Consider the following 25,921-nt stretch of genomic DNA (forward strand, 5'->3'; position numbering starts at 1 on the left):
GTCTACATTAAGAGAAAAAGCCAGCCCTTGGAGGACTGGCTTTGTATTCAGACTACAACAAAATTAGAACTGGTAGTTCAGACCAACAGCCACGATGTTGTCAGTTGACACTTTCGCTGCATTGGTGAAGTTGTTGTCATCCAGCAGGTTGATTTTGTAATCAACGAAGGTGGACATGTTTTTGTTGAAGTAGTAGGTAGCACCCAGGTCTACGTATTCAACCAGATCCTGGTCGCCGTAACCGTTGATGTCTTTACCTTTGGATTTCAGGTAAGCGATGGACGGACGCAGACCGAAGTCGAACTGGTACTGAGCAACAGCTTCAAAGTTCTGTGCTTTATCTGCAATACCAGTAACACCGGAGCCACCATAGGTGGTCATGTTGCGGGTTTCGGAGTAGGTGGTTGCCAGGTAGATGTTGTTCGCATCATATTTCAGACCAGCAGCCCATACTTCAGCGTTTTTACCGGAAGCCATGAAACCGCCGTTACCTACAGACTGTTTGTCGGTACGGTCAGATTTCGCATAGGTAGCACCTACGCCGAAGCCTTCGTACTCATAAGTAGTAGACAGACCGAAGCCGTCACCGTTAGCTTCTTTCAGGTTGTCACGGTCATTTTTGCCCTGGTACTGAGCAGCAAAGTTCAGACCTTCAACCAGACCGAAGAAGTCGGTGTTACGGTAGGTTGCAACGCCAGTAGTACGGCCAGTCATGAATACGTCAGTCTGGGTCCAGGTATCACCACCGAACTCAGGCAGGACGTCGGTCCATGCGCCGATGTCGTATGCTACGCCGTAGTTACGACCGTAGTCGAAAGAACCGTATTCAGCGAATTTCAGACCAGCGAATGCCAGACGAGTTTTGTCGCTGTTGGAACCACCGGTGGATTCAGTACGGTTACCTTTGAATTCATATTCCCACTGACCAAAACCAACCAGCTGGTCATTGATCTGAGTTTCGCCTTTGAAGCCCAGACGCGCGTAGGTTTTGTCGCCATCGCTGCCGTTGTCGTCAGAGAAGTAATGCTGAGCGTGAACTTTACCGTAGATATCCAGTTTGTTTGCGTCTTTGTTATATACCTCAGCTGCGTTTACCGCACCTGCCGCCAACAGGCTAGTCACTGCCACTGCAACTAATTTAAGTTTCATTCTAAATAATCCTTATAATTTTTTCTTGGTGTGTTTCCTAAACCATTGCTAAACGAAGGGGTTCGTCAATGGCAAACTATTTTTAAATGACGCAGTGGTATAAGTTCAATAATAAGTTTCATAATATTGCGAAATATTTGAATTTGTGTGATCCAGATCTACATAATATAGCTGATTGTATTAATCTTTATATGTGACAAATCTGAATGGGTATATTTACGTAGGGGACTATTGTGCCGTCTATGGTTTAAATGGCGTTAGTCACGCAGGTATAATATATACATACTGAGGAATATAGATAAGCATGCAATATTTTCGGGAGTTAATTAATCACCAATTATTTAACATTAAATTAAACAAAAATAAACATAAACAACAAATGGAATGAACATTTATTATTCATTAATTTGATTACAGTGTAGCCGGGTTTTAGATTTGCGCGATAAAACCCGGATTTTTTTTCAGGCGCGGCGTGTTGCCAACCAGCAAAGTAGCGAACCCGCACAAACCATCAATGCACCCTGCCAGAAAGATAGCGACAACGGGGCGCTGAGTAACACAGCAGCCAGAGCGGAGGATAGCACTGGGGTAAAATAGGAACCTACGGCCATGATGGTCACGTTGCCATGCAAAATGCCAATATTCCACGCCGCATAGGCAAATCCTAACGTTAATGCCGCTGAGAACATTTTAATAGTCACCGAAGTGCTGAAATTCATTTCTGGTTGCGGAGTCATAAAATAGTAAACCCACAAACTTGCAGCCGTTAGTAAAACGAATACGGTAATACCGTTAAAGCCTTTTGCGTATTTATTGGTCACCGTGCAATACGTTGCCCAGATAAATGCGCCAAGAAAGGCGAGGAAATAGCTCAGCGGGCTGCTGGCAACATTGTTTATAATTTCACCAGGATTAAGGCCATTTTCGCCACCTAATACCCAACAAACCCCGGTCAATGCGATAATTAATCCAGGGATTACCAGCCAGGTTGTTTTTTGACCATTAAATAAAATAGCAAACAATATCGTCAGACTCGGCCAGAGATAATTGACCATACCGACTTCAATAGCCTGGTGACGAGTAGCCGCATAACCGAGAGCCAGCGCTAAACATATTTCATAGGTAACAAAAAGCACGCTACCCGCGATTAAATAACGCACAGGAATTTTTCTGATATTCGGAAAGCCAACGGTAAAAATCAGCAACAGGCCACTTAACGAAAAAATCATTGCTGCGCCACCCGCAGGACCCAGTCCTTCACTTACCCCACGCATTAGCCCGACCATCGTGCTCCAGAGCACGATGGCAATGAGCCCAATTAACGTCGCTTTTTGTTTTGTCATTCTGATTGTCTGTCCATGGTGCTGGCAAAAATTCAAGCTGAAATTTATAGCACTTTTACACCGTAGCGCGCTAACTAATTACCTTTCACCTACCCCCTTATGGGTACAAAGGTTAAACAAAGTGCACTATTTAGTAGCGGAACCGTTTCGTTATTGATTTGACGCAAAAAAAATATGGATATAGCTGATAGTTTCGTCGCGAAGTTGTACATGTCATCTTTCAATTATGCCGCGCTGGCGCGATTTGAGAGATGTCCTGTACGAATCCCTGCAAAAAAGAGGAAAGCAATGGACGTCAGCCGCAGACAATTTTTTAAAATCTGCGCGGGCGGTATGGCGGGAACAACAGTAGCTGCTCTGGGTTTTGCACCCAAAATGGCACTGGCTCAGGCGCGAAACTATAAGCTGTTACGCGCCAAAGAGATCCGAAACACCTGCACATACTGTTCCGTAGGTTGCGGGCTATTAATGTATAGCCTGGGAGATGGAGCAAAAAACGCCAAAGAGTCGATTTACCATATTGAAGGGGATCCGGATCATCCGGTGAGCCGTGGGGCATTATGCCCTAAGGGCGCAGGATTACTGGATTACGTGCACAGTGAAAACCGTCTGCGTTACCCGGAATACCGTGCACCAGGTTCCGACAAATGGCAGCGTATCAGCTGGGATGAAGCATTCACCCGTATCGCGAAGCTGATGAAAACTGACCGTGACGCCAACTTTATTGAGAAGAATGAGCAGGGCGTAACGGTAAACCGCTGGCTTTCAACCGGGATGCTGTGTGCATCTGCGGCAAGTAATGAAACCGGTATGCTGACGCAAAAATTTGTGCGCTCACTCGGCATGCTGGCAGTAGACAACCAGGCGCGCGTCTGACACGGACCAACGGTAGCAAGTCTTGCTCCAACATTTGGTCGCGGTGCGATGACCAACCACTGGGTTGATATTAAAAACGCTAACGTCGTGATGGTGATGGGCGGTAACGCCGCTGAAGCACATCCGGTGGGATTCCGCTGGGCGATGGAAGCCAAAAACAACAATGATGCCACGCTGATTGTTGTTGACCCTCGTTTTACACGTACAGCTTCGGTGGCGGATATCTATGCGCCAATTCGTTCCGGCACGGACATTACGTTCCTGTCCGGCGTCTTGCTGTACCTGATTGAAAACAACAAAATTAACGCTGAATACGTTAAGCATTACACCAATGCCAGCCTGCTGGTGCGGGATGACTATGCTTTTGAAGACGGTCTGTTCAGCGGGTATGACGCGAAAAAACGCCAATACGATAAATCGTCCTGGAACTACCAGTTCGATGAAAACGGCTACGCGAAACGCGATGAAACGTTAAGCCATCCTCGCTGTGTCTGGAACCTGCTAAAACAGCACGTTTCCCGCTACACGCCGGATGTGGTGGAAAACATTTGTGGTACGCCGAAAGAAGACTTCCTGAAAGTCTGCGAAGTGCTGGCTTCCACCAGTGCAGCCGATCGCACCACCACGTTCCTGTACGCGCTGGGTTGGACTCAGCATACCGTCGGGGCACAGAACATCCGCACCATGGCGATGATCCAGTTGCTGCTCGGCAACATGGGGATGGCAGGTGGCGGTGTCAACGCCTTGCGCGGCCACTCCAACATTCAAGGGTTAACCGACTTAGGTCTGCTCTCTACCAGCCTGCCGGGCTACCTGACGCTGCCGTCAGAGAAACAGACAGACCTGCAAACCTATCTGGCCGCAAACACGCCAAAAGCGACATTGGCCGATCAGGTTAACTACTGGGGCAACTATCCGAAGTTCTTCGTCAGCCTGATGAAATCTTTCTATGGCAATGCAGCGCAGAAAGAAAACGATTGGGGCTTTGAGTGGCTGCCGAAGTGGGATCAGTCCTACGACGTCATCAAATACTTCAACATGATGGATAGCGGGAAAGTCACCGGCTACATCTGTCAGGGCTTTAACCCGGTTGCGTCCTTCCCGGACAAAAACAAAGTGGTGCAGAGCCTCAGCAAACTGAAGTATCTGGTAGTTATCGATCCGCTGGTGACCGAAACCTCAACGTTCTGGCAGAACCACGGTGAATCAAACGACGTTGATCCGGCGTCGATTCAGACCGAAGTCTTCCGTTTGCCTTCTACCTGCTTTGCAGAAGAAGACGGTTCCATCGCCAACTCCGGCCGCTGGCTGCAGTGGCACTGGAAAGGTCAGGATGCCCCTGGAGAAGCACGCAACGACGGCGAAATCCTTGCCGGTATTTACCACCGTCTGCGCGACATGTATCGCACTGAAGGCGGTAAAGCTGTAGAACCCGTTCTGAAAATGAGCTGGAACTATAAGCAGCCGGACGAACCGCACTCCGAAGAAGTGGCGAAAGAGAACAACGGCTATGCGCTGGAAGATCTCTATGATGCCAACGGCGTGCTGGTTGCGAAGAAAGGTCAGTTGCTCAACAGCTTTGCGCTGCTGCGCGATGATGGTTCTACGTCATCATCCTGCTGGATTTATACCGGTAGCTGGACCGAGCAGGGCAACCAGATGGCCAATCGCGATAACGCCGACCCGTCAGGTCTCGGGAATACGCTGGGCTGGGCCTGGGCATGGCCGCTAAACCGTCGCGTGCTGTATAACCGCGCTTCGGCGGATCCGCAGGGTAAACCGTGGGATCCAAAACGCATGCTTATCCAGTGGAACGGTACGAAGTGGACGGGGAACGATATCCCGGACTTCAATACCGCGGCACCGGGCAGTGGCACCAATCCGTTTATCATGCAGCCGGAAGGGCTGGGGCGTCTGTTTGCTATCGATAAGATGGCGGAAGGTCCGTTCCCGGAACACTACGAGCCGATGGAAACGCCGCTGGGCACTAACCCGCTGCACCCGAATGTGATCTCCAACCCGGCAGCGCGTCTGTACGAAGCGGATAAACTCCGTATGGGCACGAAACAGGACTTCCCGTACGTCGGGACGACCTATCGTCTGACCGAACATTTCCATACCTGGACCAAGCACGCATTGTTGAATGCGAATGCCCAGCCAGAGCAGTTTGTTGAAATCAGCGAAACGCTGGCGGCAGCGAAGGGGATCAACAACGGCGATCACGTGAAAGTCAGCAGCAAACGTGGATTTATTCGCGCAGTTGCCGTGGTCACTCGTCGTCTGCGTACCCTGAACGTCAACGGTCAGCAGGTAGAAACGGTTGGGATCCCAATCCACTGGGGCTTTGAAGGAGTCGCGCGTAAAGGCTTTATCGCCAACACCCTGACGCCGAATGTCGGTGATGCAAACTCGCAAACGCCGGAATACAAAGCGTTTTTAGTTAACATCGAGAAGGCGTAAGGGAGGCGAACATATGTCTATGGAAACGCAGGACATCATCAAACGGTCCGCAACAAACTCCATCACGCCGCCGCCTCAGGCCCGTGATTACAAAGCAGAAGTCGCGAAGCTGATCGACGTTTCCACCTGTATAGGCTGTAAGGCCTGTCAGGTGGCATGCTCAGAGTGGAACGATATCCGCGATGAAGTTGGCCACTGCGTCGGGGTTTATGACAACCCCGCCGATCTCAGCGCCAAGTCCTGGACGGTGATGCGATTTACCGAAACCGAACAGAACGGCAAGCTGGAGTGGTTGATTCGTAAAGACGGCTGTATGCACTGTGAAGATCCGGGCTGCCTGAAGGCGTGCCCGTCTGCCGGGGCCATCATCCAGTACGCCAACGGGATTGTCGATTTCCAGTCAGAGCACTGCATTGGCTGCGGCTACTGTATTGCCGGGTGTCCATTTAATATTCCGCGCCTCAATAAAGAGGATAACCGGGTGTATAAATGTACGCTGTGTGTGGACCGCGTCAGCGTCGGGCAGGAACCTGCCTGCGTGAAAACGTGTCCGACCGGGGCAATACATTTCGGCACCAAGCAGGAAATGCTGGAAATGGGCGAACAGCGTGTGGCAAAACTGAAAGCTCGCGGTTTTGAACATGCCGGTCTCTACAACCCGGAAGGTGTGGGCGGCACGCACGTCATGTACGTTCTGCATCATGCCAACCAGCCTGAACTGTATCACGGTCTGCCAAAAGACCCGCAGATAGATACCTCTATCAATCTGTGGAAAGGGGCGCTGAAGCCGCTGGCCGCTGCCGGATTTATCGCCACCTTCGCCGGACTGATTTACCACTACATTGGTATTGGTCCGAATAAGGAAGTGGACGACGACGAGGAGGATCATCATGAGTAAGTCGAAAATGATTGTGCGCACGAAGTTTATCGACCGCGCCTGTCACTGGACGGTGGTGATCTGCTTCTTCCTGGTAGCGCTGTCGGGGATTTCATTTTTCTTCCCGACTCTGCAATGGCTGACGCAAACCTTCGGTACGCCGCAGATGGGACGCATTTTGCACCCGTTCTTCGGCATACTGATCTTCGTGGCGCTGATGTTCATGTTTGTACGCTTTGTGCACCACAACATCCCGGATAAGAAAGATATTCCGTGGCTGAAAAACATTGTGGAAGTACTGAAAGGCAATGAACACAAAGTGGCAGATGTGGGCAAATACAACGCCGGGCAGAAAATGATGTTCTGGTCGATTATGAGCATGATTTTCGTGCTGCTGATTACCGGTATCATTATCTGGCGTCCGTACTTTGCGCAGTTCTTCCCGATGCAGGTCGTGCGCTATAGCCTGCTGATCCATGCGGCGGCGGGGATTATTCTGATGCACGCCATCCTCATCCATATGTATATGGCATTCTGGGTGAAAGGATCGATTAAAGGCATGGTTGAAGGGAAAGTGAGCCGTCGCTGGGCGAAGAAACATCACCCACGTTGGTATCGCGAAGTTGAAAGACAAGAAGCGAAAAAAGAGAGCGAGGAAGGGGTTAACTAATCTCTGATGTTCCCTCTACGCAATGGCGCTACATCGGTAGCGCCATTTTTTTGCCAAAAAAACGTCATGTTTCTGTCATCTGCTGAACGTAAGGTGTTGTCTTTCCGATAATAGAAGAGTTAAAAGACAATGCATCTGGTGAAAAAATTACTCGCAGTCAGCGTGTTTCTTTGTGCTTCAGCTCAGGCGCAGAACATCCTCGAATTTCCTCAGCCGGAGAACAACCCGGAAGAGTTTTATGCCGTAACCGAAATTCCGGCAGGTGGAATGATTAAATATGAAACCGACGCCAAAACCGGTTTTATCGTTGCCGATCGCTTCCAGTCAATGCCGGTTGCCTATCCCGCCAACTACGGTTCACTCACCCAGTCTTTAGCCGGTGACGGTGACCCGCTGGACGTCATTTTTTATACCCGTGCGCCGCTTGCTCCGGGAACGTTGATTAAGCTGCGCGCTATTGGCGTACTGAAGATGATCGACGGCGGTGAAAAGGACGACAAAATTGTCGCCGTTCCGGCCAGTAAAATTGACCCCACTTATGACGACATCAAAGAGTTAAGCGATCTGCCCAAGATTGAAGTTCAACGTCTGGAATCTTTCTTCCGCGTGTACAAAGATCTGCCGGAAGGGCGCAAGAAGGTCGAATTAAACGGTTTCAATGACGCCGCTACGGCAAAGCAAGAGATCAAACAGGCCTGGGATGCCTGGAAAGAGAAAAAACCTCAGCAATAAATGGTATGCCGGATGACAAAAGTTTATCCGGCATTTATATCACTGTACCGCCAGCTTACGCAGACGTGAAATATCCACGCTTTTTTGGGCCTCTGCCAGACTCCAGGTATTTTGCAGGTTTAACCACATTTCGGGTGAACTGCCAATCACTACGGAGAGTTTAATCGCCATCTCAGGCGTCAGAGCCGCTTTCCCGGTTAATAGTCGACTTGCCGTTGAAGGTGCAATCTCCATAGCTCTGGCAAACTCGCGCAGGCTGACATTGAGTTCTTCCAGCGCTTCCTGAATGATATCCCCAGGACGGGGATGATTTGCCATCTTCATCAATGATAGTCCTCGTAATCCAGTATGTACGCGTCGCCATTGACGAATTCAAACGTAATACGGCAGTTACCTGAAACAGAAATTGCCCATATGCCGTCGCGTTCCCCCACCAGAGGATGTAGCTTATAACCGGGCATATTGATCTCTGTAACCTTGCTTGCCGCATCAATAACGGCAAGTCTGTGTCGTAATCGTCGGACATGTTTCGCCATAACGCCTGATGTTCGTCCATGAAGAAACAAATCGCGCAATCCCTTGTGCCTGAAGTTCATGATCATCCGTATCATCCTTGTTCCTTCAAGAGGAACACTACCATCAATGTTCCGTTCAACGCAACACCAAGATTGCGATATTTAAAATTGTGCGGCGAATGTGCAAAAAGAAAAAGGGAGAAGGGGAATAACTGGAAAGCGTCACGCAAGAATTGCCGGATGCCTGGCCTACACGCGCATTTTGCTGATGTAGGCCGGATAAGCTTGCGCCATCCGGCAATAAAGATTACTCCAGTTGTGCGTTCAGACGTTCAATCTCCTTGCGCCATTGCGCCTGTAACAACGGTTTTTGATGTTTCGGCTTGCGGGCGAGATCGTCGGCCAGACGCTGCTCAAGATCGAGAAGTTGTTCCAGCAATCTATCGCTGTCACCGCTTATTTCAGTTTTCTCTTCGGCCACCGTTTTGGGAACGGTTATCTCCGCGGACGTTTCCCGAATACGCGCATTGACCGCCTCCAGATCGTGCCATTCACTGAGTTCGCCATTGTCGATTAACCAGAACCGGTTGCAGCTTTGGCTGATAAGCTGCCGGTCGTGACTGACCAGCAACACGCCGCCGTTATAGCTTTGTAGCGTTTCTGCCAGCGCCTCTTTGCCTTCCATATCCAGATGGTTGGTCGGTTCATCGAGCATCAGCAGACTGTAGCGCGCAAGCGTCAACCCAACAAACAGTAACCGGGAGCGCTCACCGCCGCTTAACGTGCTGACTCGCTGCGCATGACGAACCCACGGAAATCCCGCGCTAATCAATGCCATCTTGCGAATCTCTGGCTGCGGGGAAAACGCTTCCAGCGCGTCAAACAATGAATCGTTATCGGCAAGCTGATGCAGCGTCTGGTCGTAATAACCCAGGGTAACGCGCGGGTGTAACACCAGTGAAGGCGATGCCAGCTGTGACTGAAACTGTTGCCAGATAAGCCTTAATAGCGATGATTTCCCGCAACCGTTACGCCCGACAATCGCCACGCGATCGCCGCTTTTTAACCGGATACCGGCAATGGAAAACAGTGTATCTGCACCGGGAGCAGGGGCTACAGACAGATTGGTCATCTCCAGCAAACGATCTGCACGCAGGGCATCACCCTGCAATGTTAGTGTCCACTGACTTCCTGACGTCACTTCTGTTTGCACCTCTTTCAGGCGCTGTACCTGTTTTTCCATCTGCTTGGCCTTGCGGGAGAGATCTTCGTTGTCGTAGACCCGCCCCCAGGTTGCCAGCCGTTTGGCGCTGGCAGTCACCCGGTCTATCTCTTTTTGCTCAGCCTTGTGGCGCAAGGCATCGCTGGCGTCTCTTTCTGCCAGAGCCTGACGCGCCGCGCTACAGGGTAGATCGAAGGCATGCAGGGTGCGATCGCGCAAGATCCAGGTTCCGTGAGTCACCGCGTCCAGCAGCTGCGGGTCGTGGGAAACCACCACAAAACTGCCAGACCAGTTCTGTAAGAACTGCTCCAGCCACAGTAATGTTGGCAAATCCAGGTGGTTACCCGGTTCATCCAGCAGCAGCAGGTCAGGATTACGCATCAGCGCCCGCGCTAATAGCAAGCGCGTGTGCTGGCCACCGCTCAACGTTTGCGCAGTCAGAGATAAATTCTCTGGCGTAAAACCCATTTCGGCAAGCAGTGCTTCAACTCGCCACTGCTGAGCTGCGCGTTCATGCTCGGGAAGTTGAGCGAGAACGGCTTCCTGTAGCGTAAGCGGCAGTATATCGTCAGGTAGATGTTGTTCTACACGCGCGAGATGGCAGTGATTCGCCTGCGCGATTGCCCCACTGGTGGGCGAGATCGTGCCATCGAGCAGTTTTAACAGCGTGCTTTTGCCGCAGCCGTTGTAACCGATAAGCCCGATGCGGTCGCCTTTTTTCAGGGTAAAGGAAAGATCGTCGAATAGCGTGCCGAATGCCGTATCAACGTGTAAGGATTGTGCGGTTAGTAATGTGCTCATTGTTGCTTACTCAAGAGTTACAGGCGTGAAAACGCCTCGTCAAACATCGCTGACGATAACCCGGTAAGCCCGAGAGAAGGGGATTTAGAAGTTAGCTTCGCTCAAGCAGAAGTTATCGCAGCACGATACCGATAACGCTTGAGCACTGGCGATCGCCAAAAGCATGTGAAACGATAAAACGTTCACAGTACAGCATAAGTATCCTCCTTTTGTTTTTCAGAATGTTAATCGGTGGTGAAAGTGTAATCGTAAGTTACGCAAAAGCGCAAGTGTTGAACGCCCGGCAGCAGTGTGCCGCCGGGCAAACCGTCAAATAGAGGTACGACGGTAGTCGCGATATTCTGCCTGCCAGAAATTATCGTCAATTGCCTGTTGCAGCGCTTCGGCGGAGGTTTTCACTGCCACACCTTGCTGCTGAGCCATTTTACCGACGGCAAAGGCAATGGCGCGAGAAACGGTCTGAATATCTTTCAGTTCCGGTAGCACCAGACCTTCACCGTTGAGCACCAGCGGTGAATACTGCGCCAGCGTTTCACTCGCCGACATCAGCATTTCATCAGTGATGCGCGATGCGCCAGACGCAATCACACCCAGGCCGATACCCGGGAAGATATAGGCGTTGTTACACTGGGCGATTGGGTAAGTTTTATCTTTCCACAGTACCGGTGCGAACGGACTACCGGTCGCAACCAGCGCGTTACCTTCGGTCCAGGCGATAATATCCTGTGGTGTAGCTTCAACACGGGAAGTGGGGTTGGACAACGGCATGACGATCGGACGCGGACAATGCTTGTGCATTTCGCGGATGATCTCTTCGGTAAACAGGCCGGTTTGTCCGGAAACGCCAATCAGGATATCCGGCTTAACGTTGCGGACCACATCGAGCAATGACAGCACATCTTCTTGGGTATCCCAATGCTGGAGATTTTCGCGTTTTTGCACCAGTTTGGTTTGGAAGGAGAGCAGGTTCGGCATTTTGTCTGTTAACAGGCCGAAGCGGTCGACCATGAATACGCGTTGACGCGCCGCTTCTTCGCTTAAACCTTCACGCTGGATCTGCGCAACGATCTGCTCGGCGATCCCGCAACCGGCGGAACCTGCGCCGAGGAAGACGATGTTCTGTTCACTCAACTGGCTACCGGCCGCGCGGCTAGCCGCAATCAGCGTACCGACAGTAACCGCCGCGGTGCCCTGAATATCGTCGTTAAACGAGCAAATTTCATCACGATAACGGGTCAGCAGTGGCATAGCGTTTTTCTGGGCGAAATCTTCAAACTGCAACAGCACGTCCGGCCAGCGATGCTTCACGGCCTGGATGAATTCATCAACGAATTCGTAGTATTCATCATCAGTGATACGCGGATTGCGCCAGCCCATATACAGCGGATCGTTCAGCAGTTGCTGGTTGTTGGTCCCCACATCCAGTACCACCGGAAGAGTATAGGCCGGGCTAATTCCGCCACATGCGGTATACAGCGACAGTTTACCGATTGGAATACCCATCCCGCCGATCCCCTGATCGCCAAGACCTAAAATACGTTCGCCATCGGTGACAACGATGACCTTGATATTGTGGTTAGGGACGTTTTGCAGGATATCGTCCATATTGTGGCGGTTCTGATATGAGATAAACACGCCGCGTGCGCGACGATAAATCTCAGAGAAACGCTCACAGGCCGCGCCGACCGTTGGGGTATAGATAACTGGCATCATCTCATCCAGGTGATTATGCACCAGTCGGTAAAACAGGGTTTCGTTGGTGTCCTGGATGTTGCGCAGGTAAATATGTTTGTCGATTTCGGTTTTGAATCCCTGATATTGGATCCAGGCGCGTTCAGCCTGTTCCTCAATCGTCTCGACCACTTCCGGCAGTAACCCCAGCAGGTTGAAGTTACGGCGTTCTTCCACACTGAAGGCGCTCCCTTTATTCAGTAAAGGGAATTCCAGTAGTACCGGGCCAGCGTAGGGGATGTAAAGGGAACGCAATTTTTTGGTTTCGTTTTCCATGTCACTCACTCTTTTTTGAATAACCGTCCCTGGCGCTCTTTATGATCGTATGTAGCCTGTCCGCCAGGGAAACGGGCGAAGTATAAAGCATTGTGAATGGGTTAAGGGGTTTTATAAGCAAAAACACCACTGCGGTTGCAATGGTGTTTATCTCGTTACTCAGTCAGACGTGCGAAAGGCTACTTGCCGTCAGTGCGGCGCTTTCTTCCAGTAGGATTATTGACCACGTTGGTTTTGTCACCTTCGGTCACGATTTTACGTTGATTTGAGATTTTGTGGTCCAGTCCGAGAATATGACGGGCCTGACGGTTCGATTTCATTCTAACTCCTTAATCCTGTTACTGGTTTCAAGGGCGAGCCCGTATGAGAACGGACGAAATACAACCTGATATAAAGCCGATGTTCAACATAACGGCTTTCTGGATGGTCGGTCATTTTATCTGAAAGGTCAATGCTTAAGCGGCAAATGAGAACTATCCCGTATGTAACATGCTTTTTCTCAGCCGTCCTATACTAGTAACTCCGACGACAACACAGGAGAGCGGTAATGACTATCCATAAGAAAGGTCAGGCACACTGGGAAGGTGACATTAAGCGCGGCAAAGGCACTGTGTCGACCGAAAGTGGCGTGTTGAATCAGCAACCGTATGGGTTTAATACACGATTTGAAGGTGTGAAAGGCACCAATCCTGAAGAATTGATTGGCGCGGCCCATGCTGCCTGCTTCTCGATGGCACTTTCGCTGATGCTGGGCGAAGCAGGGTTTACACCAGATGCCATTGATACCACTGCCGATGTTTCTCTGGATAAAGTAGATGCCGGGTTTGCGATCACTAAAGTCGCGTTGCATAGCCAGGTGAGCGTGCCGGGGATAGACGCCGCCACGTTTGACGGCATCATCCAGAAAGCAAAAGCCGGATGCCCGGTATCGCAGGTACTGAACGCGGAAATTACGCTGGATTATCAGCTGAAGTCTTAATCGTGGCGTGCCGGATGCGACTGCGTCTTATCCGGCCTACGATTGCCCCGGATGTAAGTCAGTCTTATCCGGCACCTGATGATGTTATTGCGCTACCCAACCGCCATCCATATTCCACGCCACGCCGCGCACCTGCGCCGCACCGTCTGAACACAGAAATAGTGCCAGCTCACCTAACTGTTCCGGCGTGACGAATTCGCGCGACGGCTGCTTTTCCGCCAGCAGGGCGTCACGCGCAGCCTCAGGCTCTGCGCCTTCGGCAATACGCTTATCGATCTGCTGCTGAACCAACGGCGTGAGCACCCAACCGGGACACAGCGCATTGCAGGTGACACCCGTCTGCGCGGTTTCCAGTGCGATGGTCTTGGTGAATCCCACCACGCCGTGCTTCGCCGCTACGTAGGCAGATTTCTCTTTTGAGGCCACCAGGCCGTGAACAGAAGCGATATTAATGATGCGCCCCCAGTTTCGCGCGCGCATACCAGGAAGCGCCAGACGCGTGGTGTGAAAAACGGAAGAGAGATTAATGGCGATAATCGCGTTCCATTTATCAACCGGGAAGGTTTCCACCGGGGATACATGCTGGATCCCCGCGTTGTTGACCAGAATATCAACACCGCCGAATTCGCTCTCGGCATAGCGCATCATGTCGGCAATTTGCGCTTCATCGCTCAGATCTGCGCCATGATAGCCTGGTGTTTTGCCATATTGGGCAACAGCATCTTTGGCGGCATCCACATCACCAAACCCGTTGAGGATCAGGGTGGCGCCCGCTTGCGCCAGCACCTGTGCGATACCTAATCCGATACCGCTGGTCGAGCCGGTAACCAGGGCGGTTTTTCCCGTTAAGTTCATGATGATTCTCCTTAAACAATTCCGGTGGTGTAGAAGACGCCGATGACAAACAGTACGGCCAGACTTTTAATGACGGTAATAGCAAAAATTCCGCCATACGCCTGACGGTGGCTGAGACCGGTGATAGCTAATAAGGTAATGACTGCGCCGTTATGCGGCAGGGTGTCCATACCGCCGCTGGCCATAGACGCCACGCGGTGAAAGACTTCAAGTGGGATATTGGCAGCGTGAGCGGCCGCGATAAAGGTGTCAGACATGGCGGCAAGGGCAATACTCATCCCGCCAGACGCCGAACCGGTGATCCCGGCGAGCGTAGTGATACTGATAGCTTCATTGAGCAGCGGGTCAGGAATAGCCGCCAGTGCTTTTGACAGTACAAGGAAACCTGGCAGGGCGGCGATCACTGCGCCAAAACCGTACTCTGACGCGGTGTTCATCGCCGCGAGGATCGCGCCGCCAACCACCGTTCTGCTGCCTTCCGCCAGGCGACCTTTAATGTTGCGGTAGCCGAAGATCACCACCAGCAGGATCCCAGAAATCAGCGCCGCTTCCACTGCCCAGATAGCGGTGATTTTACCGACTTCGGTGGTAATCGGCTTGGCGAGACCCGGAAGCTCCAGTTGATGCGTGGCGCCATACCATTGCGGGATCCAGCGGGTAAACAGCAGGTTAAATACCCCAACCAGGATCAGCGGAGAGATCGCGATGATCGGATTCGGCAGGTTAATGTTATCCGGCGTTTCCGGCTCGTTTAACAGTTCAGTCCCATAGCCTTCATTCTTTGCCTGCGCTTTACGACGCTGACGTTCGAGATAAACCAGACCAACAACGATGATAAACACGGAACCTATCAGACCCAGCCACGGCGCGGCCCAGGCGTTGGTACCGAAGAAACTGGTCGGAATAATGTTCTGGATCTGCGGTGTGCCTGGCAGGGCATCCATGGTGAAGGAGAACGCGCCCAGCGCAACGGTTGCCGGGATCAGCCGCTTCGGGATATTGCTCTGACGGAACAGTTCGGCCGCGAACGGATACACCGCAAACGCCACGACGAACAGCGATACGCCGCCGTAGGTCAACAGCGCACATACCAGCACAATAACCGGAATGGCATGACGACGACCGAGGATGTTGATAGCGGCGGCAACAATGGAACGTGAAAATCCAGATAACTCGATTAACTTGCCAAACACGGCCCCCAGCAAGAACACCGGGAAGTACAGCTTCACAAAACCGACCATTTTTTCCATAAACAGGCCGGTGAAGGCAGGGCCGACGGCGCTGGGTTCAGTAAGCAATACAGCACCTAATGCTGCGATGGGGGCAAACAGAATGACGCTGTATCCGCGATAGGCTGCCAGCATCAGCAGGCCCAGCGCTGCCAGGGCGATTAATACACTCATCATGACTCCTTATTATTATATTGGGGTACAGAAAGAGACGTTATGGCTTCAGGGCAAATCGCAGCTGATGCTCCCTGCGTTGCTGGATGTATTCCTTGCGCGAATCATCCCAATGATAAAAACCCTGACCACTGCGTACACCGGTATTACCGTTGGCGACCTTGTCAGCGACCAGCGTCATCATGTCGCTGCCGGTTGCCAGTTCCGGAAGCAGATGCCGACAAATGTCCTGCACCGTAGAAAGTCCGGTCATATCAGCAGCCTCCAGCGGACCGACCATTGCATAGCGACGTCCGAGCGAGGCGCGCATCACCTGATCAACCACTTCTGCGCTGGCGATGCCGCTTTTAACGATATGTAGCGCTTCACGCAGCAGAGCAAACTGCAGTCGATTGCCAACAAACCCTGGTGCTGCGCGGTCGAGCACCACCGCCTCAAGTTGCATCGCGATCAGTTGTTGTTGCAATTCATGGAGATACTCTGGCTTCGTTGCGGTGCCAGGTACAATTTCGACCAGCGGAATAAAATGTGGCGGGTGCCAGAAATGGGCGATCAGCAACCGTTCAGGATGGGCGAGTTTTTCTGCCAGCGCATCCGGCGGCAGGCCGCTGGTATTACTGGCAATAACGGCCTCCGGCGCGATCAGCTCTTCCAGTTGCGCATACAGTGCGTGTTTGAGTTCGAGCCGCTCCGGGATCGCTTCAATCAGTAACCGGCATGCGGCAATATCCTGTAGCGAGGTTGTGCCGTGCAGGCGAGCCACGACCGACGTTTTTTCACCAATTGCAAATTGATCAGTGACAATCAGCTCATCCAGGATACCGCCAGCAACTCCGCTTATTTCTGCAATTCGGCTGCTATCAGTATCGTATAACCAGACATCGTAACCAAAACGGGCGAAGTGGGTAGCAATGCCGACACCCATTAACCCCGCGCCCAGAACGCAGATAGGCTTACTTTGCATGAGCTACCCCCTGCGGACGTTCTACCGCCAGCGCCACACCTTGACCGCCACCTACGCACAGCGTAGCCAGCCCTTTAGCTGCATTGCTGCGAGCCATTTCGTGCAGCAGCGTTACCAGAATTCGGCAACCTGATGCGCCAATCGGGTGCCCCAGCGCAATCGCACCGCCGTTCACGTTTACCCGGTTGCTGTCCCAGTTCAGGGATTCGCCAACCGCCAGCGCTTGCGCAGCAAAGGCTTCGTTGGCTTCGATAAGATCCACGTCATTTAGCGTCCAGCCAGCACGCTTCAGGCACTGGAGTGACGCTTCTACCGGCCCAATGCCCATAATGGCGGGATCGACGCCAGAAACCGCGTAGCCCGCCACCTGGGCAAGCACTGGCAGATTGAGTTCCGCCGCTTTGGCGGCGCTCATCAACATCACCGCGGCGGCACCATCATTGATGGATGATGCATTTCCGGCGGTCACCGTGCCGTTACCCGGACGAAACGCCGGTTTAAGTTGCGCCAGCTTGTCGGCCTGAGTATCCGGGCGAGGTTGTTCGTCACGGTCCACCACACGTGGCGGCTTTTTGCCCTGTGGGACGCTGACCGGCGTGATTTCCGCGTTAAAACGACCCGCTTCAATGGCGGCGGCAGCTTTTTGCTGGGAGTGCAGGGCAAAAGCGTCCTGCTGCTCACGACTGATTACGAACTTATCCGCCAGATTTTCGGCAGTAATACCCATGTGATAGTCGTTGAACGCATCCCACAGGCCGTCATGCACCACGCTGTCTTTCATACTGGCATGACCCAACCGCAGACCGGCCCGCGCGCCGTCGAGATAATAGGGCGCATTGCTCATGCTCTCCTGGCCCCCGGCAATCACGATTTGCGCATCGCCACAGCGAATCGCCTGTACCGCCTGATGCACCGCCTTCAGACCCGAACCACACACCAAGTTGATGGTTAACGCGGGCGTGGTGACCGGCAGTCCTGCCCGTAACGCCGTTTGCCTGGCTGGATTCTGGCCGCAGCCCGCAGTCAAAACCTGACCTAAGATCACCTCATCGATTTGCTCAGGTGCCACAGCCGTTTTTTCCAGCAGCGAACGGATCACCACTGAACCAAGCTCAACCGCGGAAAGTGGTGCCAGCGCGCCATGAAAACTGCCAATCGGGGTGCGCGTTGCCGCGACAATAACAACATCCTGCATGGTCAGCTCCTCAGCTAAAGTGCATTTCGGGGACAATTTCGGGAACGATCAGCTTGCCGGCGGTTCTGGCGACAATTTCATCCACGCTGATGCCCGGTGCACGTTCACGCAGAATGAACGCACCGTCGGTAATTTCCAGCAGAGCCAGGTCGGTAAGCACACGTTTGATGCAGGCCACGCCGGTCAGCGGCAGGGTGCAGGCGGGAAGCAGTTTGGACTCACCGCTTTTGGAAGCATGGGTCATTACCACAATGATATTGTCGGCTCCGGCAACCAGATCCATCGCGCCGCCCATGCCTTTCACCATTTTTCCGGGGATCATCCATGAGGCGATATTGCCGTTAACATCGACTTCAAACGCACCGAGCACCGTCAGATCAACGTGGCCGCCGCGGATCATGGCGAAGGATTGCGCCGAGTCGAAAATCGCCGCGCCTTTGCGCGCCGTCACTGTCTGTTTCCCGGCGTTGATCATGTCGGCATCAATTTCGTCTTCTGTGGGAAACGGCCCCATACCCAGCAAACCGTTTTCTGATTGCAGCATCACGTCCATGCCATCAGGGATGTAATTTGCCACCAGCGTGGGAATGCCGATTCCAAGGTTGACGTAATATCCGTCTCGCAGCTCGCGGGCGACGCGCATCGCCATTTGTTCACGCGTTAACATGGTCAGGCTCCTTTCTGGCGCAGGGTGCGTTGTTCAATACGTTTTTCAAACTGCCCCTGAATAATGCGGTTAACGAAAATTCCGGGAGTGTGAATCGCAGCAGGGTCCAGTTCTCCGGGAGGGACAATCTCTTCGACTTCCACGACGGTAATGCGCCCGGCGGCGGCCATCAGCGGATTAAAATTCTGTGCGGTGTGGCGATAGATGACGTTGCCGTACCAGTCGGCTTTCCAGCCTTTAACCAACGCAAAATCACCGGTTATCGCCTGCTCAAGGATATAAGGGCGTCCGGCAAACTCGCGAACCTCTTTCCCTTCCGCCACGGGGGTTCCATATCCGGTCGCGGTAAAAAATGCTGGGATCCCCGCGCCGCCCGCGCGCAACTGCTCTGCCAGCGTACCCTGTGGCGTCAGGATGGCTTCCAGTTCGCCGCTAAGCACCTGTTTCTCAAACAGGGCGTTTTCCCCCACATAGGACGCGACCACTTTGCGCACCTGACGCGTTTCCAGCAGCACGCCAAGGCCAAAGCCATCCACGCCACAGTTGTTTGATACAACGGTAAGTCCCTGAACCTCACGACGGCGTACTTCGGTAATCAGGTTTTCAGGGATCCCACATAAACCAAAACCGCCCGCCAGCAGCGTCATGTTGTCGGTCAGTCCTTCCAGCGCCTCTTGATAAGTGGCAACACGTTTATCCAGTCCAGCCATACACTTGCCTCCCCAGTTGTCCTTGCCGACATCATTGGGGGTGAAAAATGATTTGTTAATTTTAAATTTGTGACTCACTCATTGGGTTTTTTTATCAATTTAATGTTAATTAAAGGTATTCAACAAGTTAAAGGAATGCGAAATGGGAATGAGCATCAAACAGTTACGCGCGTTTTTAGCGGTAGCTCACACTCTGAATTTTGCTCATGCCAGCGAAAGACTGAATATGTCGCAACCCGCGTTAAGCCTGGCGATTAAAGGACTGGAAGATTCGCTGGGCGGGGCGTTACTGTTAAGAACAACTCGCAAAGTGACCCTGACGCAGGAGGGAGAAACGCTGCTGAATATGGGGCGACAGCTGCTGGCGGACTGGGAGAATACGGAAGAAGCCATGCGCCAGCGCTTTACGCTGCAGCGCGGTAAAATATCGATCGCCGCCATGCCCTCATTTGCCGCTAACGTCCTGCCATCGGTACTGAAAACATTTCGTGATTCTTATTCCGGTATCAACGTAACGGTTCACGATGTAATTAATGAACACGTGATTGAAATGGTCAGTGAAGGGCGGGTCGAGATGGGCATAGCCTTCGAGCCGGACTATTCGGGACATCTGCATTTCACGCCGCTCGGCGTGGATCGTTTTATCGCGATTGTGCCGCCAACCTGTCGGCTGGCAGACAGGGATCGTATTGCGTGGCGCGAACTGCTGACGCTGGATTTTATCACCCTGCAACGCCCGTCCGCCGTGCGGCTGATGCTGGAAGAACAACTGGTGCAAAGCGGACATACGCTGGAAGTAGCGCTGGAGAGCCATCAACTGGTGACCGTTGGCCGTCTGGTGGCTAACGGTCTGGGCGGTAGCGCCGTACCTGCGCTATGCCGCACGCAAATGACAGAGTTAGGCGCAACCTGTATCGATCTGGATACGCCGGTGATTCAGCGTCGGATCGGGGTTTTGCGTTCGGCGCATCATAAATTATCTACCGCTTCCGAGGTGCTGGTGGGTTCACTGAAAAAGGCGTATCGCACCTGACTTTTCTCAACGGCTCAGGTCATGTAACCGCCCGCCAGCAGCGAACGTCACATCCGGTATCACTCTTCAGCAATGCCTGTTTCTTCTCACAACCTTGGGTTGCCAATGGACATCTGTCACGGAAAAAGCAGCCCTGGGGCAACGTTCGGTTTCCCGGTAGCTCGGTTTTACGTAACACCAAATCTTCCGCCAGCGGTGCGCCCGTTTTAGGGACCGAGTCCAGCAATAATCGTGTGTACGGATGGGCGGGGTGAGTGAGAACCTGTTGGGCATCGCCCAGCTCAACAATTTGCCCGAGATACATCACCGCCACACGGTCGCTCATATGGCGGACCACCGACACGTTATGCGATATCAATACGTAGGTCAGGTTTCTGCGCGCCTGCAGTGACACCAGAAGGTTGAGAATTTGCGCCTGCACGGAGATATCCAGCGCTGAAGTGGGTTCATCAAGGACGATAACATCCGGCTCTGACGATAGCGCCCGGGCAATAGCAATACGTTGTCGCTGTCCACCGGAAAACGCGTGCGGCAATCGATCGAGATATTCAGGACGAATCCCCACCAGTCGTGCCAAATCCTCGGCAAGTATGCGTCGTTCACGCTCCGGGCTCCGTTTTTGGATCCACACCGGTTCGGTAATTATCCGCCACACCGGTAAGCGCGGATCCAGTGATGAAAGAGGGTCCTGAAAGACCATTTGCATACCGTTATGCTGCTTATCACCACGGCGAGAATAGCTTCCCTGGCTGGGTTTCAACATGCCCATCAACAGTTGCGCCAGCGTACTTTTTCCACAGCCGGATTCGCCAACAATCCCCAGCGTTTCACCCTGACGAATCTGTAAATCCAGACCGTTGAGCGCATGCACCCGTTCCGTAACCTTGCCAAGCCAGTTTTTACGCGCAGGAAAGTTGACATGAACATCCTGCAGCGCCAGTAAAAAATCAGACATGTGTTGTCTCCAGTTGCGGATACCAGCAGGCAGATTGTTGATCTGCACCTCCCTGACTACTTAACGCCGGCGTTTCTTCACAACGAGGACCAGCGGCAAAGCAGCGGTCGCGAAACGCGCATCCAGCAGGTAAGCAGGTTAGGTTCGGCACGGTGCCGGGAATGGCGGGCAGCAATGCGCGCGGTTCGCCGTGTTCCGGTGCACATTTCAGCAAGCCGATGGAATAGGGGTGCGTCGGGCGTTGAATAACGGTTTGCGTCGGGCCACTCTCAATCACGCTCCCGGCATACATGACGTACAACCGGTCGCATAACTGTGAAACCACCGCCATATCATGGCTGATAAATAATACGGCTGTTCCGCTGGCGCGCGCTTTTAACTTCAGCAAACGCAGCACCTGCAGTTGCACCGTGACGTCCAGTGCAGTGGTCGGTTCATCGGCAATGATAAGCTCCGGCTCGCACGAAAAGGCCAGCGCAATCATCACGCGTTGTCGCATACCGCCGGAAAGCTCAAACGGAAAACGTTTCATGACCTCCGGCGCGTCCGGGATTTGCATCTCTTCGAGTAGAGCGACGGCTTTCTGGCGGGCATCCGTGCGGCTTAACGCCTGATGATGGCGGATCACCTCCACCATTTGCTGGCCGATACGGCGGGTCGGATTCAGTGCCGTCATGGGCTCCTGAAAGATCATCGCGACGCGTGCGCCGCGCCATTGGCGCATTTGTTTCTCACTGGCGTTGAGCACATCTTCACCCAGCAGCGAAACGCGTCCCTGGTGAATACGATAGCTTCCCTCCGGTAGCAGACGCATGGCGAGCATGGCGGTCACGGACTTACCGGAACCGGATTCACCCACCACACCAACGATTTCTCCGCGGTTGATGTGCAGTGATACGTGGTTCAGCGCATGCACGTCAGCTTTATAGCCGGGGAAACTCAGATGCAAATCTTCGATTTCCAGTACGGGTTGTGTCATGACTGTTTTCCTCCGGCTTTCGGATCCAGCAGATCGCGAATACCATCGCCAAAGAGATTAAAGCCCACGGCGGTAATCAGAATGGCGGCGCCGGGAAAAGCACAATACCACCACTGATCAAGCACGTAATTGCGGCCAATTGCGACCATCGCACCCCATTCAGCGCTGGGCTGCTGGGCGCCCAGACCGATAAACCCGAGCGTGGCGGCCATCAGGATCGCGCTGCCGATATCCAGTGATGACTGCACAATGAGCGGCGGCAGAGAATTGCGTAAAATGTGCCAGCTAATCAGATGCCAGCGTGAAGCGCCGTAGGTCCGGGCAGCCTGTACAAAAGTAAACTGGCGTACCACTAACGTCTGACCACGGGCGAGGCGTACATAGAAAGGGATACGGACGATTGCAATCGCCAGCATGGCGTTAAACAGGCTGGGGCCCAGCGCGGCGGCTAACGCCATCGTCAACACCAGCGAAGGAATGGACAGCATAATGTCCATCATCCGCATAATTATCGCGTCGGCACGCCCGCCCATGACACCCGACAAGCAACCCAGCAGTGAGCCCAATCCCCCGGCGATACCCACTACCACCAGACCCGCAACGACAGATTGCTGACTTCCTACCAGAACGCGGCTGAACAGATCGCGACCGACTTCATCGGTTCCAAACCAGTGAGCGGCTGACGGGGGCAGCAGGCGCGCACTCAAATTAATGGCATTCGGATCGTGGGGTGTTATCCACGGCGACAGCACCATCAGCAGCAGTATCAATACGATGATGACCCCGCCAACCAGCGTCAGCGGGCTACTTTTCATCATCCAGAACAGTTTGGCCCAGTCCGTGCGGCGACGTGCTGTCTGAGGGGTGGTCGGTGTTTCTTGTGTGAGCATCATTCAGCACCTCCACGTCCAATTCGAGGGTCTACCCACAGATAGAGTAAATCCACCACCAGGTTGACCAGCACATAGGCGAACGAGACCACCACTGCAAAGCCCATTACCGCCGGGAAGTCGAGAGCCTGAATTGAGGTCACCACCCAGGCGCCCATGCCAGGCCAGGCAAAGACCGTTTCGGTCAATACCGCACCGTAGAGCAGATCGCCCAGCGCCAGGCCGAGGACGGTGATTGATGGGATAAGTGCGTTAGGCAATGCATAGCACAGCACGATGTACCAGCCCGGGAGCCCGCTGGCGCGGGCGGTACGTATGTAATCTTCACTCAGTTGCTCCAGCATGGCGGAACGAATCTGACGAGCAACGATCCCAAGATGTACAAAAGCCAATGTCAGCGATGGCAAAATCAGGTGCTGAAGCGCATTGAAAAAGACTTCGCCGTTGCCTTCCAGCAGAGCATCAATCAGGTAGAAACCGGTGACGTGAGCAGGTGGATCCAGCCAGTCGTCTAAACGCCCACCGCCGGGTAAAATTTGCAGATGACCGTAAAACAGCACGATAACCCCCAGCCCCAGCCAGAATGCAGGCGTGGAGATACCGGTAATTGCCATTAGCCGAACAAGGTGATCAAGCCAGCGGTTACGCCAGACCGCAGATAAAATACCCAGCGGGATACCTATCACCAGCGCCAGCAACAAAGAGCAGAAAGCCAATTCAAGGGTCGCGGGGAAGAAAATGCGCAGCTCATCCAGTACCGGACGTCCTGTGCGAATGGAAGTGCCTAAATCGCCGTGAAAAATATCGCTGACATAGCGAAAAAACTGGACATACAGCGGTTGATTCAGCCCCAACTGTTGGCGAATATTTTCGACAATTTCATCACTGGCGCGATCGCCCGCCAGCAGCCGCGCGGGGTCGCCAGGTATCAGGTGTGAAATAATAAAGGTGATTACGCAAACACCGATAACCACCAGAATAAGTCCCCAGCATCGCTGGCGTAAAATACTCCAGAACGTCATTAGCTTCCCCTTGCGGAGCCAGAGCGGCTCCGCATAAACGTGGCTTATTTACTCATGGTGGAGATATTGAAGACCTGTTCCAGCATGGGGTTGAATACAAATCCTTTGACGTCTTTGTTCATCGCCAACTGATAGTTTTTCTGGAATAAATAGACGTAGGCCGCTTCATCAATCACGATGGTTTGTGCCTGCTGGTAGTCATTGGTTCTGGCCACCTGATCGGTCGTGGCCAGCGCGCTGCGCAGCAGTTTATCGACCTCACCGTTTTCATAGAACGAACGGTTACCCGGCAAGCCTTTCTTATCTGACTCAAACCAGTAGTTCATAAACATGTACGGGTCGGCAAAATCCGGACTCCAGTTGCCAATGGCAATGTCGTAATCACCTTTGCCCACGCGGTCACGCATGGTGGCGTTTGCCAGTTTTTCCAGTTTCACCTTAATGCCCAGTTTGCCAAGGCTTGCCTGGGTGGCGAGCGCGATAGGTTCCCAGTTAGGGTCATTATCGGAGTACAGGAAGTTCAGGCTTTCAGGTTTGGTGGCAACTTTGTCCCACGCTGCTTTGGCTTTGGCTTCATCAAAGCTGTACTGCATGGCCTTGTCGTCAAAACCCCACATGCCTTCAGGGATCGGGCCACGCATTTGCTTCCCGTTGCCGCTCAGGATCCCGTTGACCATGCCTTTATAATCGGTGGCCCACGAGATGGCGCGGCGTAAATCCACCTGATTGAGCGGCGCTTTACTGTTGTTGAGATACAGATAGGTCACGCGCAATGAGGGATAATCCGCCACGTTCACTTTGCCTTCCTGTTTTAAAGCGGCAAGCTGGTCAACAGGAAGCGCATCGGCAATGTCGATATCACCACGTGACAGTTGCAGGCGACGGGAGGCGCTTTCACCAATGATTTTGACTGAGACACGCTTAAATGTCGGTTTCGCCCCGGCATAATGCGGGTTCGGCACCAGCACCAGTTGTTGTCCCTTTTGCCAGCTCTTCAGCATGAAGGGACCAGAGCCCGCCGTGTTCTGCGCCAGGAATCCGCGGGCATCGTCTGCGGCATGCTCTTTTAAGATGGCCGGGTTAATGATTGAGGCACCGTCATTTGCCAGCGTATACAGAAACGGGGCAAACGGCTGGCTGAGAGTAAATTTCACCGTGTTGTTATCAATGACGTCGACCTTCAGATCTTTTGGGAAAGCCTCCGCAGGCCCCTGACCAATTTTGAGCAAACGTTCAAAGGATTGCTTTACCGCATCTGCCGTTACCGGCGTTCCGTCGGCGAATTTGGCATCGTTTTTCAGGGTAAACGTCCACTCTTTCTGATCGTCAGAGGCTTTCCAGCCGCTGGCTAAATCACCTTCAACTTCCGTGGATCCTTTACCTCCGTCGGTTTTGTATTGAACCAACCGCTGGTAAGAGGGATAGGTAACCGTCCAGTCATTGTTATCGATGGTCACGGCGGGGTCGAGCGTCTGCGGATCGGCGGCTTTACCAATCACCAACATATCTTTGGGAACGGCAGCCTGTGCGGCGGGCAGGGCAAATGCTAACGCAACGGCTATCAGAGCGGGGCGGAAAAACGCGTTTAACGCAGGTGTAGTCTTCATAACCAGGCTC

At 52.9% G+C, this 25,921-nt stretch carries 24 protein-coding genes; 6 read left to right on the forward strand and 18 right to left on the reverse strand.

Annotated elements, in window-relative coordinates; all coding sequences use genetic code 11:
* Positions 1-63: 63 nt before the first annotated feature.
* Both ompD and yddG read right to left on the reverse strand, forming a co-directional pair.
* On the reverse strand, positions 64-1,149 hold the full coding sequence (gene ompD, locus SK38_RS05760; protein WP_048214180.1) for a porin OmpD: 1,086 nt from the start codon (positions 1,147-1,149) through the stop codon (positions 64-66).
* 461 nt (positions 1,150-1,610) lie between these two features.
* Positions 1,611-2,492, reverse strand: coding sequence for an aromatic amino acid efflux DMT transporter YddG (gene yddG, locus SK38_RS05765; RefSeq protein ID WP_048214181.1), 882 nt, complete (start codon positions 2,490-2,492; stop codon positions 1,611-1,613).
* 288 nt (positions 2,493-2,780) lie between these two features.
* On the opposite strand from yddG, the gene fdnG reads away from it, so the two are divergent.
* From fdnG to SK38_RS05790, 4 genes are all read left to right on the forward strand, one after another.
* Positions 2,781-5,828, forward strand: a complete 3,048-nt coding sequence (gene fdnG, locus SK38_RS05775) for a formate dehydrogenase-N subunit alpha (RefSeq protein ID WP_156183242.1) — start codon at positions 2,781-2,783, stop codon at positions 5,826-5,828.
* Between the two features lie 13 nt (positions 5,829-5,841).
* Positions 5,842-6,726 (forward strand): formate dehydrogenase N subunit beta, encoded by an 885-nt coding sequence (fdnH, locus tag SK38_RS05780; RefSeq protein WP_003833024.1) that lies wholly within the window; start codon positions 5,842-5,844, stop codon positions 6,724-6,726.
* Complete coding sequence (gene fdnI, locus SK38_RS05785) at positions 6,719-7,375, forward strand: formate dehydrogenase-N subunit gamma (protein WP_003020054.1); 657 nt, start codon at positions 6,719-6,721, stop codon at positions 7,373-7,375. The genes fdnH and fdnI overlap by 8 nt, the downstream gene beginning before the upstream one ends.
* Before the next feature lie 129 nt (positions 7,376-7,504).
* Positions 7,505-8,107 carry an inorganic diphosphatase gene (locus SK38_RS05790; RefSeq protein WP_003833020.1) on the forward strand — a complete coding sequence of 201 codons (603 nt, stop codon included), beginning with the start codon at positions 7,505-7,507 and terminating at the stop codon, positions 8,105-8,107.
* Positions 8,108-8,146: 39 nt separating this feature from the next.
* Here SK38_RS05790 and SK38_RS05795 read toward each other — a convergent pair whose 3' ends face one another.
* From SK38_RS05795 to sra, 5 genes are all read right to left on the reverse strand, one after another.
* On the reverse strand, positions 8,147-8,431 hold the full coding sequence (locus tag SK38_RS05795; RefSeq protein WP_003833018.1) for a HigA family addiction module antitoxin: 285 nt from the start codon (positions 8,429-8,431) through the stop codon (positions 8,147-8,149).
* Positions 8,431-8,709, reverse strand: coding sequence for a type II toxin-antitoxin system RelE/ParE family toxin (locus tag SK38_RS05800; protein ID WP_048236430.1), 279 nt, complete (start codon positions 8,707-8,709; stop codon positions 8,431-8,433). Before SK38_RS05800 ends, SK38_RS05795 begins: the two co-directional genes overlap by 1 nt.
* A gap of 220 nt (positions 8,710-8,929) precedes the next feature.
* On the reverse strand, positions 8,930-10,645 hold the full coding sequence (locus tag SK38_RS05805; RefSeq protein WP_048235356.1) for an ABC-F family ATP-binding cassette domain-containing protein: 1,716 nt from the start codon (positions 10,643-10,645) through the stop codon (positions 8,930-8,932).
* Between the two features lie 309 nt (positions 10,646-10,954).
* Complete coding sequence (gene maeA, locus SK38_RS05810) at positions 10,955-12,652, reverse strand: malate dehydrogenase (RefSeq protein WP_048235357.1); 1,698 nt, start codon at positions 12,650-12,652, stop codon at positions 10,955-10,957.
* 179 nt (positions 12,653-12,831) lie between these two features.
* Positions 12,832-12,972 carry a stationary-phase-induced ribosome-associated protein gene (gene sra / locus SK38_RS05815; RefSeq protein WP_003833009.1) on the reverse strand — a complete coding sequence of 47 codons (141 nt, stop codon included), beginning with the start codon at positions 12,970-12,972 and terminating at the stop codon, positions 12,832-12,834.
* A 227-nt stretch (positions 12,973-13,199) separates the two neighbouring features.
* Here sra and SK38_RS05820 point away from each other — a divergent pair, with 227 nt between their 5' ends.
* A complete protein-coding gene (locus SK38_RS05820; protein WP_005126807.1) occupies positions 13,200-13,631 on the forward strand; it encodes an OsmC family protein in 432 nt (143 codons plus the stop codon).
* 84 nt (positions 13,632-13,715) lie between these two features.
* Here the strand turns inward: SK38_RS05820 and SK38_RS05825 are convergent, their stop codons facing one another.
* From SK38_RS05825 to SK38_RS05850, 6 genes are read right to left on the reverse strand one after another with little or no spacing between them, the layout of a single operon-like run.
* Positions 13,716-14,486, reverse strand: coding sequence for a 3-hydroxybutyrate dehydrogenase (locus tag SK38_RS05825; RefSeq protein ID WP_048235358.1), 771 nt, complete (start codon positions 14,484-14,486; stop codon positions 13,716-13,718).
* 11 nt (positions 14,487-14,497) lie between these two features.
* Positions 14,498-15,892: a GntP family permease gene (locus SK38_RS05830; protein WP_197089502.1), complete on the reverse strand. Its 1,395-nt coding sequence runs from the start codon at positions 15,890-15,892 to the stop codon at positions 14,498-14,500.
* 37 nt (positions 15,893-15,929) lie between these two features.
* A complete protein-coding gene (locus SK38_RS05835) occupies positions 15,930-16,853 on the reverse strand; it encodes a 3-hydroxyacyl-CoA dehydrogenase family protein (RefSeq protein ID WP_048235360.1) in 924 nt (307 codons plus the stop codon).
* Positions 16,843-18,048 carry an acetyl-CoA C-acetyltransferase gene (locus tag SK38_RS05840; RefSeq protein ID WP_008784790.1) on the reverse strand — a complete coding sequence of 402 codons (1,206 nt, stop codon included), beginning with the start codon at positions 18,046-18,048 and terminating at the stop codon, positions 16,843-16,845. The genes SK38_RS05835 and SK38_RS05840 overlap by 11 nt, the downstream gene beginning before the upstream one ends.
* A gap of 10 nt (positions 18,049-18,058) precedes the next feature.
* Positions 18,059-18,715 carry a CoA transferase subunit B gene (locus tag SK38_RS05845; protein ID WP_048235361.1) on the reverse strand — a complete coding sequence of 219 codons (657 nt, stop codon included), beginning with the start codon at positions 18,713-18,715 and terminating at the stop codon, positions 18,059-18,061.
* 2 nt (positions 18,716-18,717) lie between these two features.
* On the reverse strand, positions 18,718-19,425 hold the full coding sequence (locus SK38_RS05850) for a CoA transferase subunit A (RefSeq protein WP_003020020.1): 708 nt from the start codon (positions 19,423-19,425) through the stop codon (positions 18,718-18,720).
* Positions 19,426-19,567: 142 nt separating this feature from the next.
* Between SK38_RS05850 and SK38_RS05855 the strand changes: the two genes are divergently transcribed.
* Complete coding sequence (locus SK38_RS05855; RefSeq protein WP_048235362.1) at positions 19,568-20,458, forward strand: LysR family transcriptional regulator; 891 nt, start codon at positions 19,568-19,570, stop codon at positions 20,456-20,458.
* 19 nt (positions 20,459-20,477) lie between these two features.
* Here the strand turns inward: SK38_RS05855 and SK38_RS05860 are convergent, their stop codons facing one another.
* Genes SK38_RS05860 through SK38_RS05880 form a run of 5 tightly spaced genes read right to left on the reverse strand, consistent with a single transcriptional unit; the run spans position 20,478 to position 25,911 of the window.
* The gene (locus SK38_RS05860; protein ID WP_048235363.1) at positions 20,478-21,413 is read right to left on the reverse strand and encodes an ABC transporter ATP-binding protein; all 936 of its coding nucleotides are present in this window, start codon (positions 21,411-21,413) and stop codon (positions 20,478-20,480) included.
* Positions 21,406-22,392: an ABC transporter ATP-binding protein gene (locus SK38_RS05865; RefSeq protein ID WP_048235364.1), complete on the reverse strand. Its 987-nt coding sequence runs from the start codon at positions 22,390-22,392 to the stop codon at positions 21,406-21,408. Before SK38_RS05865 ends, SK38_RS05860 begins: the two co-directional genes overlap by 8 nt.
* On the reverse strand, positions 22,389-23,285 hold the full coding sequence (gene ddpC, locus SK38_RS05870; RefSeq protein ID WP_048235365.1) for a D,D-dipeptide ABC transporter permease: 897 nt from the start codon (positions 23,283-23,285) through the stop codon (positions 22,389-22,391). The genes SK38_RS05865 and ddpC overlap by 4 nt, the downstream gene beginning before the upstream one ends.
* Entirely contained in the window at positions 23,282-24,304 is a 1,023-nt protein-coding gene (locus SK38_RS05875) for an ABC transporter permease (protein ID WP_003020008.1), read from the reverse strand. The genes ddpC and SK38_RS05875 overlap by 4 nt, the downstream gene beginning before the upstream one ends.
* Before the next feature lie 44 nt (positions 24,305-24,348).
* Positions 24,349-25,911 (reverse strand): ABC transporter substrate-binding protein, encoded by a 1,563-nt coding sequence (locus SK38_RS05880; protein WP_048235366.1) that lies wholly within the window; start codon positions 25,909-25,911, stop codon positions 24,349-24,351.
* Positions 25,912-25,921: the final 10 nt, after the last annotated feature.

Origin of the sequence: Citrobacter sp. MGH110 (assembly GCF_001037515.1) — a bacterium.
In the GTDB taxonomy this organism is placed as follows: domain Bacteria; phylum Pseudomonadota; class Gammaproteobacteria; order Enterobacterales; family Enterobacteriaceae; genus Citrobacter; species Citrobacter portucalensis.

Coding starts and splice junctions, on each gene's coding strand:
- ompD (WP_048214180.1), bottom strand. CDS start 1,149: ATGAAACTTAAATTAGTTGCAGTGGCAGTGACTAGCCTGTTGGCGGCA.
- yddG (WP_048214181.1), bottom strand. CDS start 2,492: ATGACAAAACAAAAAGCGACGTTAATTGGGCTCATTGCCATCGTGCTC.
- fdnH (WP_003833024.1), top strand. CDS start 5,842: ATGTCTATGGAAACGCAGGACATCATCAAACGGTCCGCAACAAACTCC.
- fdnI (WP_003020054.1), top strand. CDS start 6,719: ATGAGTAAGTCGAAAATGATTGTGCGCACGAAGTTTATCGACCGCGCC.
- SK38_RS05790 (WP_003833020.1), top strand. CDS start 7,505: ATGCATCTGGTGAAAAAATTACTCGCAGTCAGCGTGTTTCTTTGTGCT.
- SK38_RS05795 (WP_003833018.1), bottom strand. CDS start 8,431: ATGAAGATGGCAAATCATCCCCGTCCTGGGGATATCATTCAGGAAGCG.
- SK38_RS05800 (WP_048236430.1), bottom strand. CDS start 8,709: ATGATCATGAACTTCAGGCACAAGGGATTGCGCGATTTGTTTCTTCAT.
- SK38_RS05805 (WP_048235356.1), bottom strand. CDS start 10,645: ATGAGCACATTACTAACCGCACAATCCTTACACGTTGATACGGCATTC.
- maeA (WP_048235357.1), bottom strand. CDS start 12,652: ATGGAAAACGAAACCAAAAAATTGCGTTCCCTTTACATCCCCTACGCT.
- sra (WP_003833009.1), bottom strand. CDS start 12,972: ATGAAATCGAACCGTCAGGCCCGTCATATTCTCGGACTGGACCACAAA.
- SK38_RS05820 (WP_005126807.1), top strand. CDS start 13,200: ATGACTATCCATAAGAAAGGTCAGGCACACTGGGAAGGTGACATTAAG.
- SK38_RS05825 (WP_048235358.1), bottom strand. CDS start 14,486: ATGAACTTAACGGGAAAAACCGCCCTGGTTACCGGCTCGACCAGCGGT.
- SK38_RS05830 (WP_197089502.1), bottom strand. CDS start 15,892: ATGATGAGTGTATTAATCGCCCTGGCAGCGCTGGGCCTGCTGATGCTG.
- SK38_RS05835 (WP_048235360.1), bottom strand. CDS start 16,853: ATGCAAAGTAAGCCTATCTGCGTTCTGGGCGCGGGGTTAATGGGTGTC.
- SK38_RS05840 (WP_008784790.1), bottom strand. CDS start 18,048: ATGCAGGATGTTGTTATTGTCGCGGCAACGCGCACCCCGATTGGCAGT.
- SK38_RS05845 (WP_048235361.1), bottom strand. CDS start 18,715: ATGTTAACGCGTGAACAAATGGCGATGCGCGTCGCCCGCGAGCTGCGA.
- SK38_RS05850 (WP_003020020.1), bottom strand. CDS start 19,425: ATGGCTGGACTGGATAAACGTGTTGCCACTTATCAAGAGGCGCTGGAA.
- SK38_RS05855 (WP_048235362.1), top strand. CDS start 19,568: ATGGGAATGAGCATCAAACAGTTACGCGCGTTTTTAGCGGTAGCTCAC.
- SK38_RS05860 (WP_048235363.1), bottom strand. CDS start 21,413: ATGTCTGATTTTTTACTGGCGCTGCAGGATGTTCATGTCAACTTTCCT.
- SK38_RS05865 (WP_048235364.1), bottom strand. CDS start 22,392: ATGACACAACCCGTACTGGAAATCGAAGATTTGCATCTGAGTTTCCCC.
- ddpC (WP_048235365.1), bottom strand. CDS start 23,285: ATGATGCTCACACAAGAAACACCGACCACCCCTCAGACAGCACGTCGC.
- SK38_RS05875 (WP_003020008.1), bottom strand. CDS start 24,304: ATGACGTTCTGGAGTATTTTACGCCAGCGATGCTGGGGACTTATTCTG.
- SK38_RS05880 (WP_048235366.1), bottom strand. CDS start 25,911: ATGAAGACTACACCTGCGTTAAACGCGTTTTTCCGCCCCGCTCTGATA.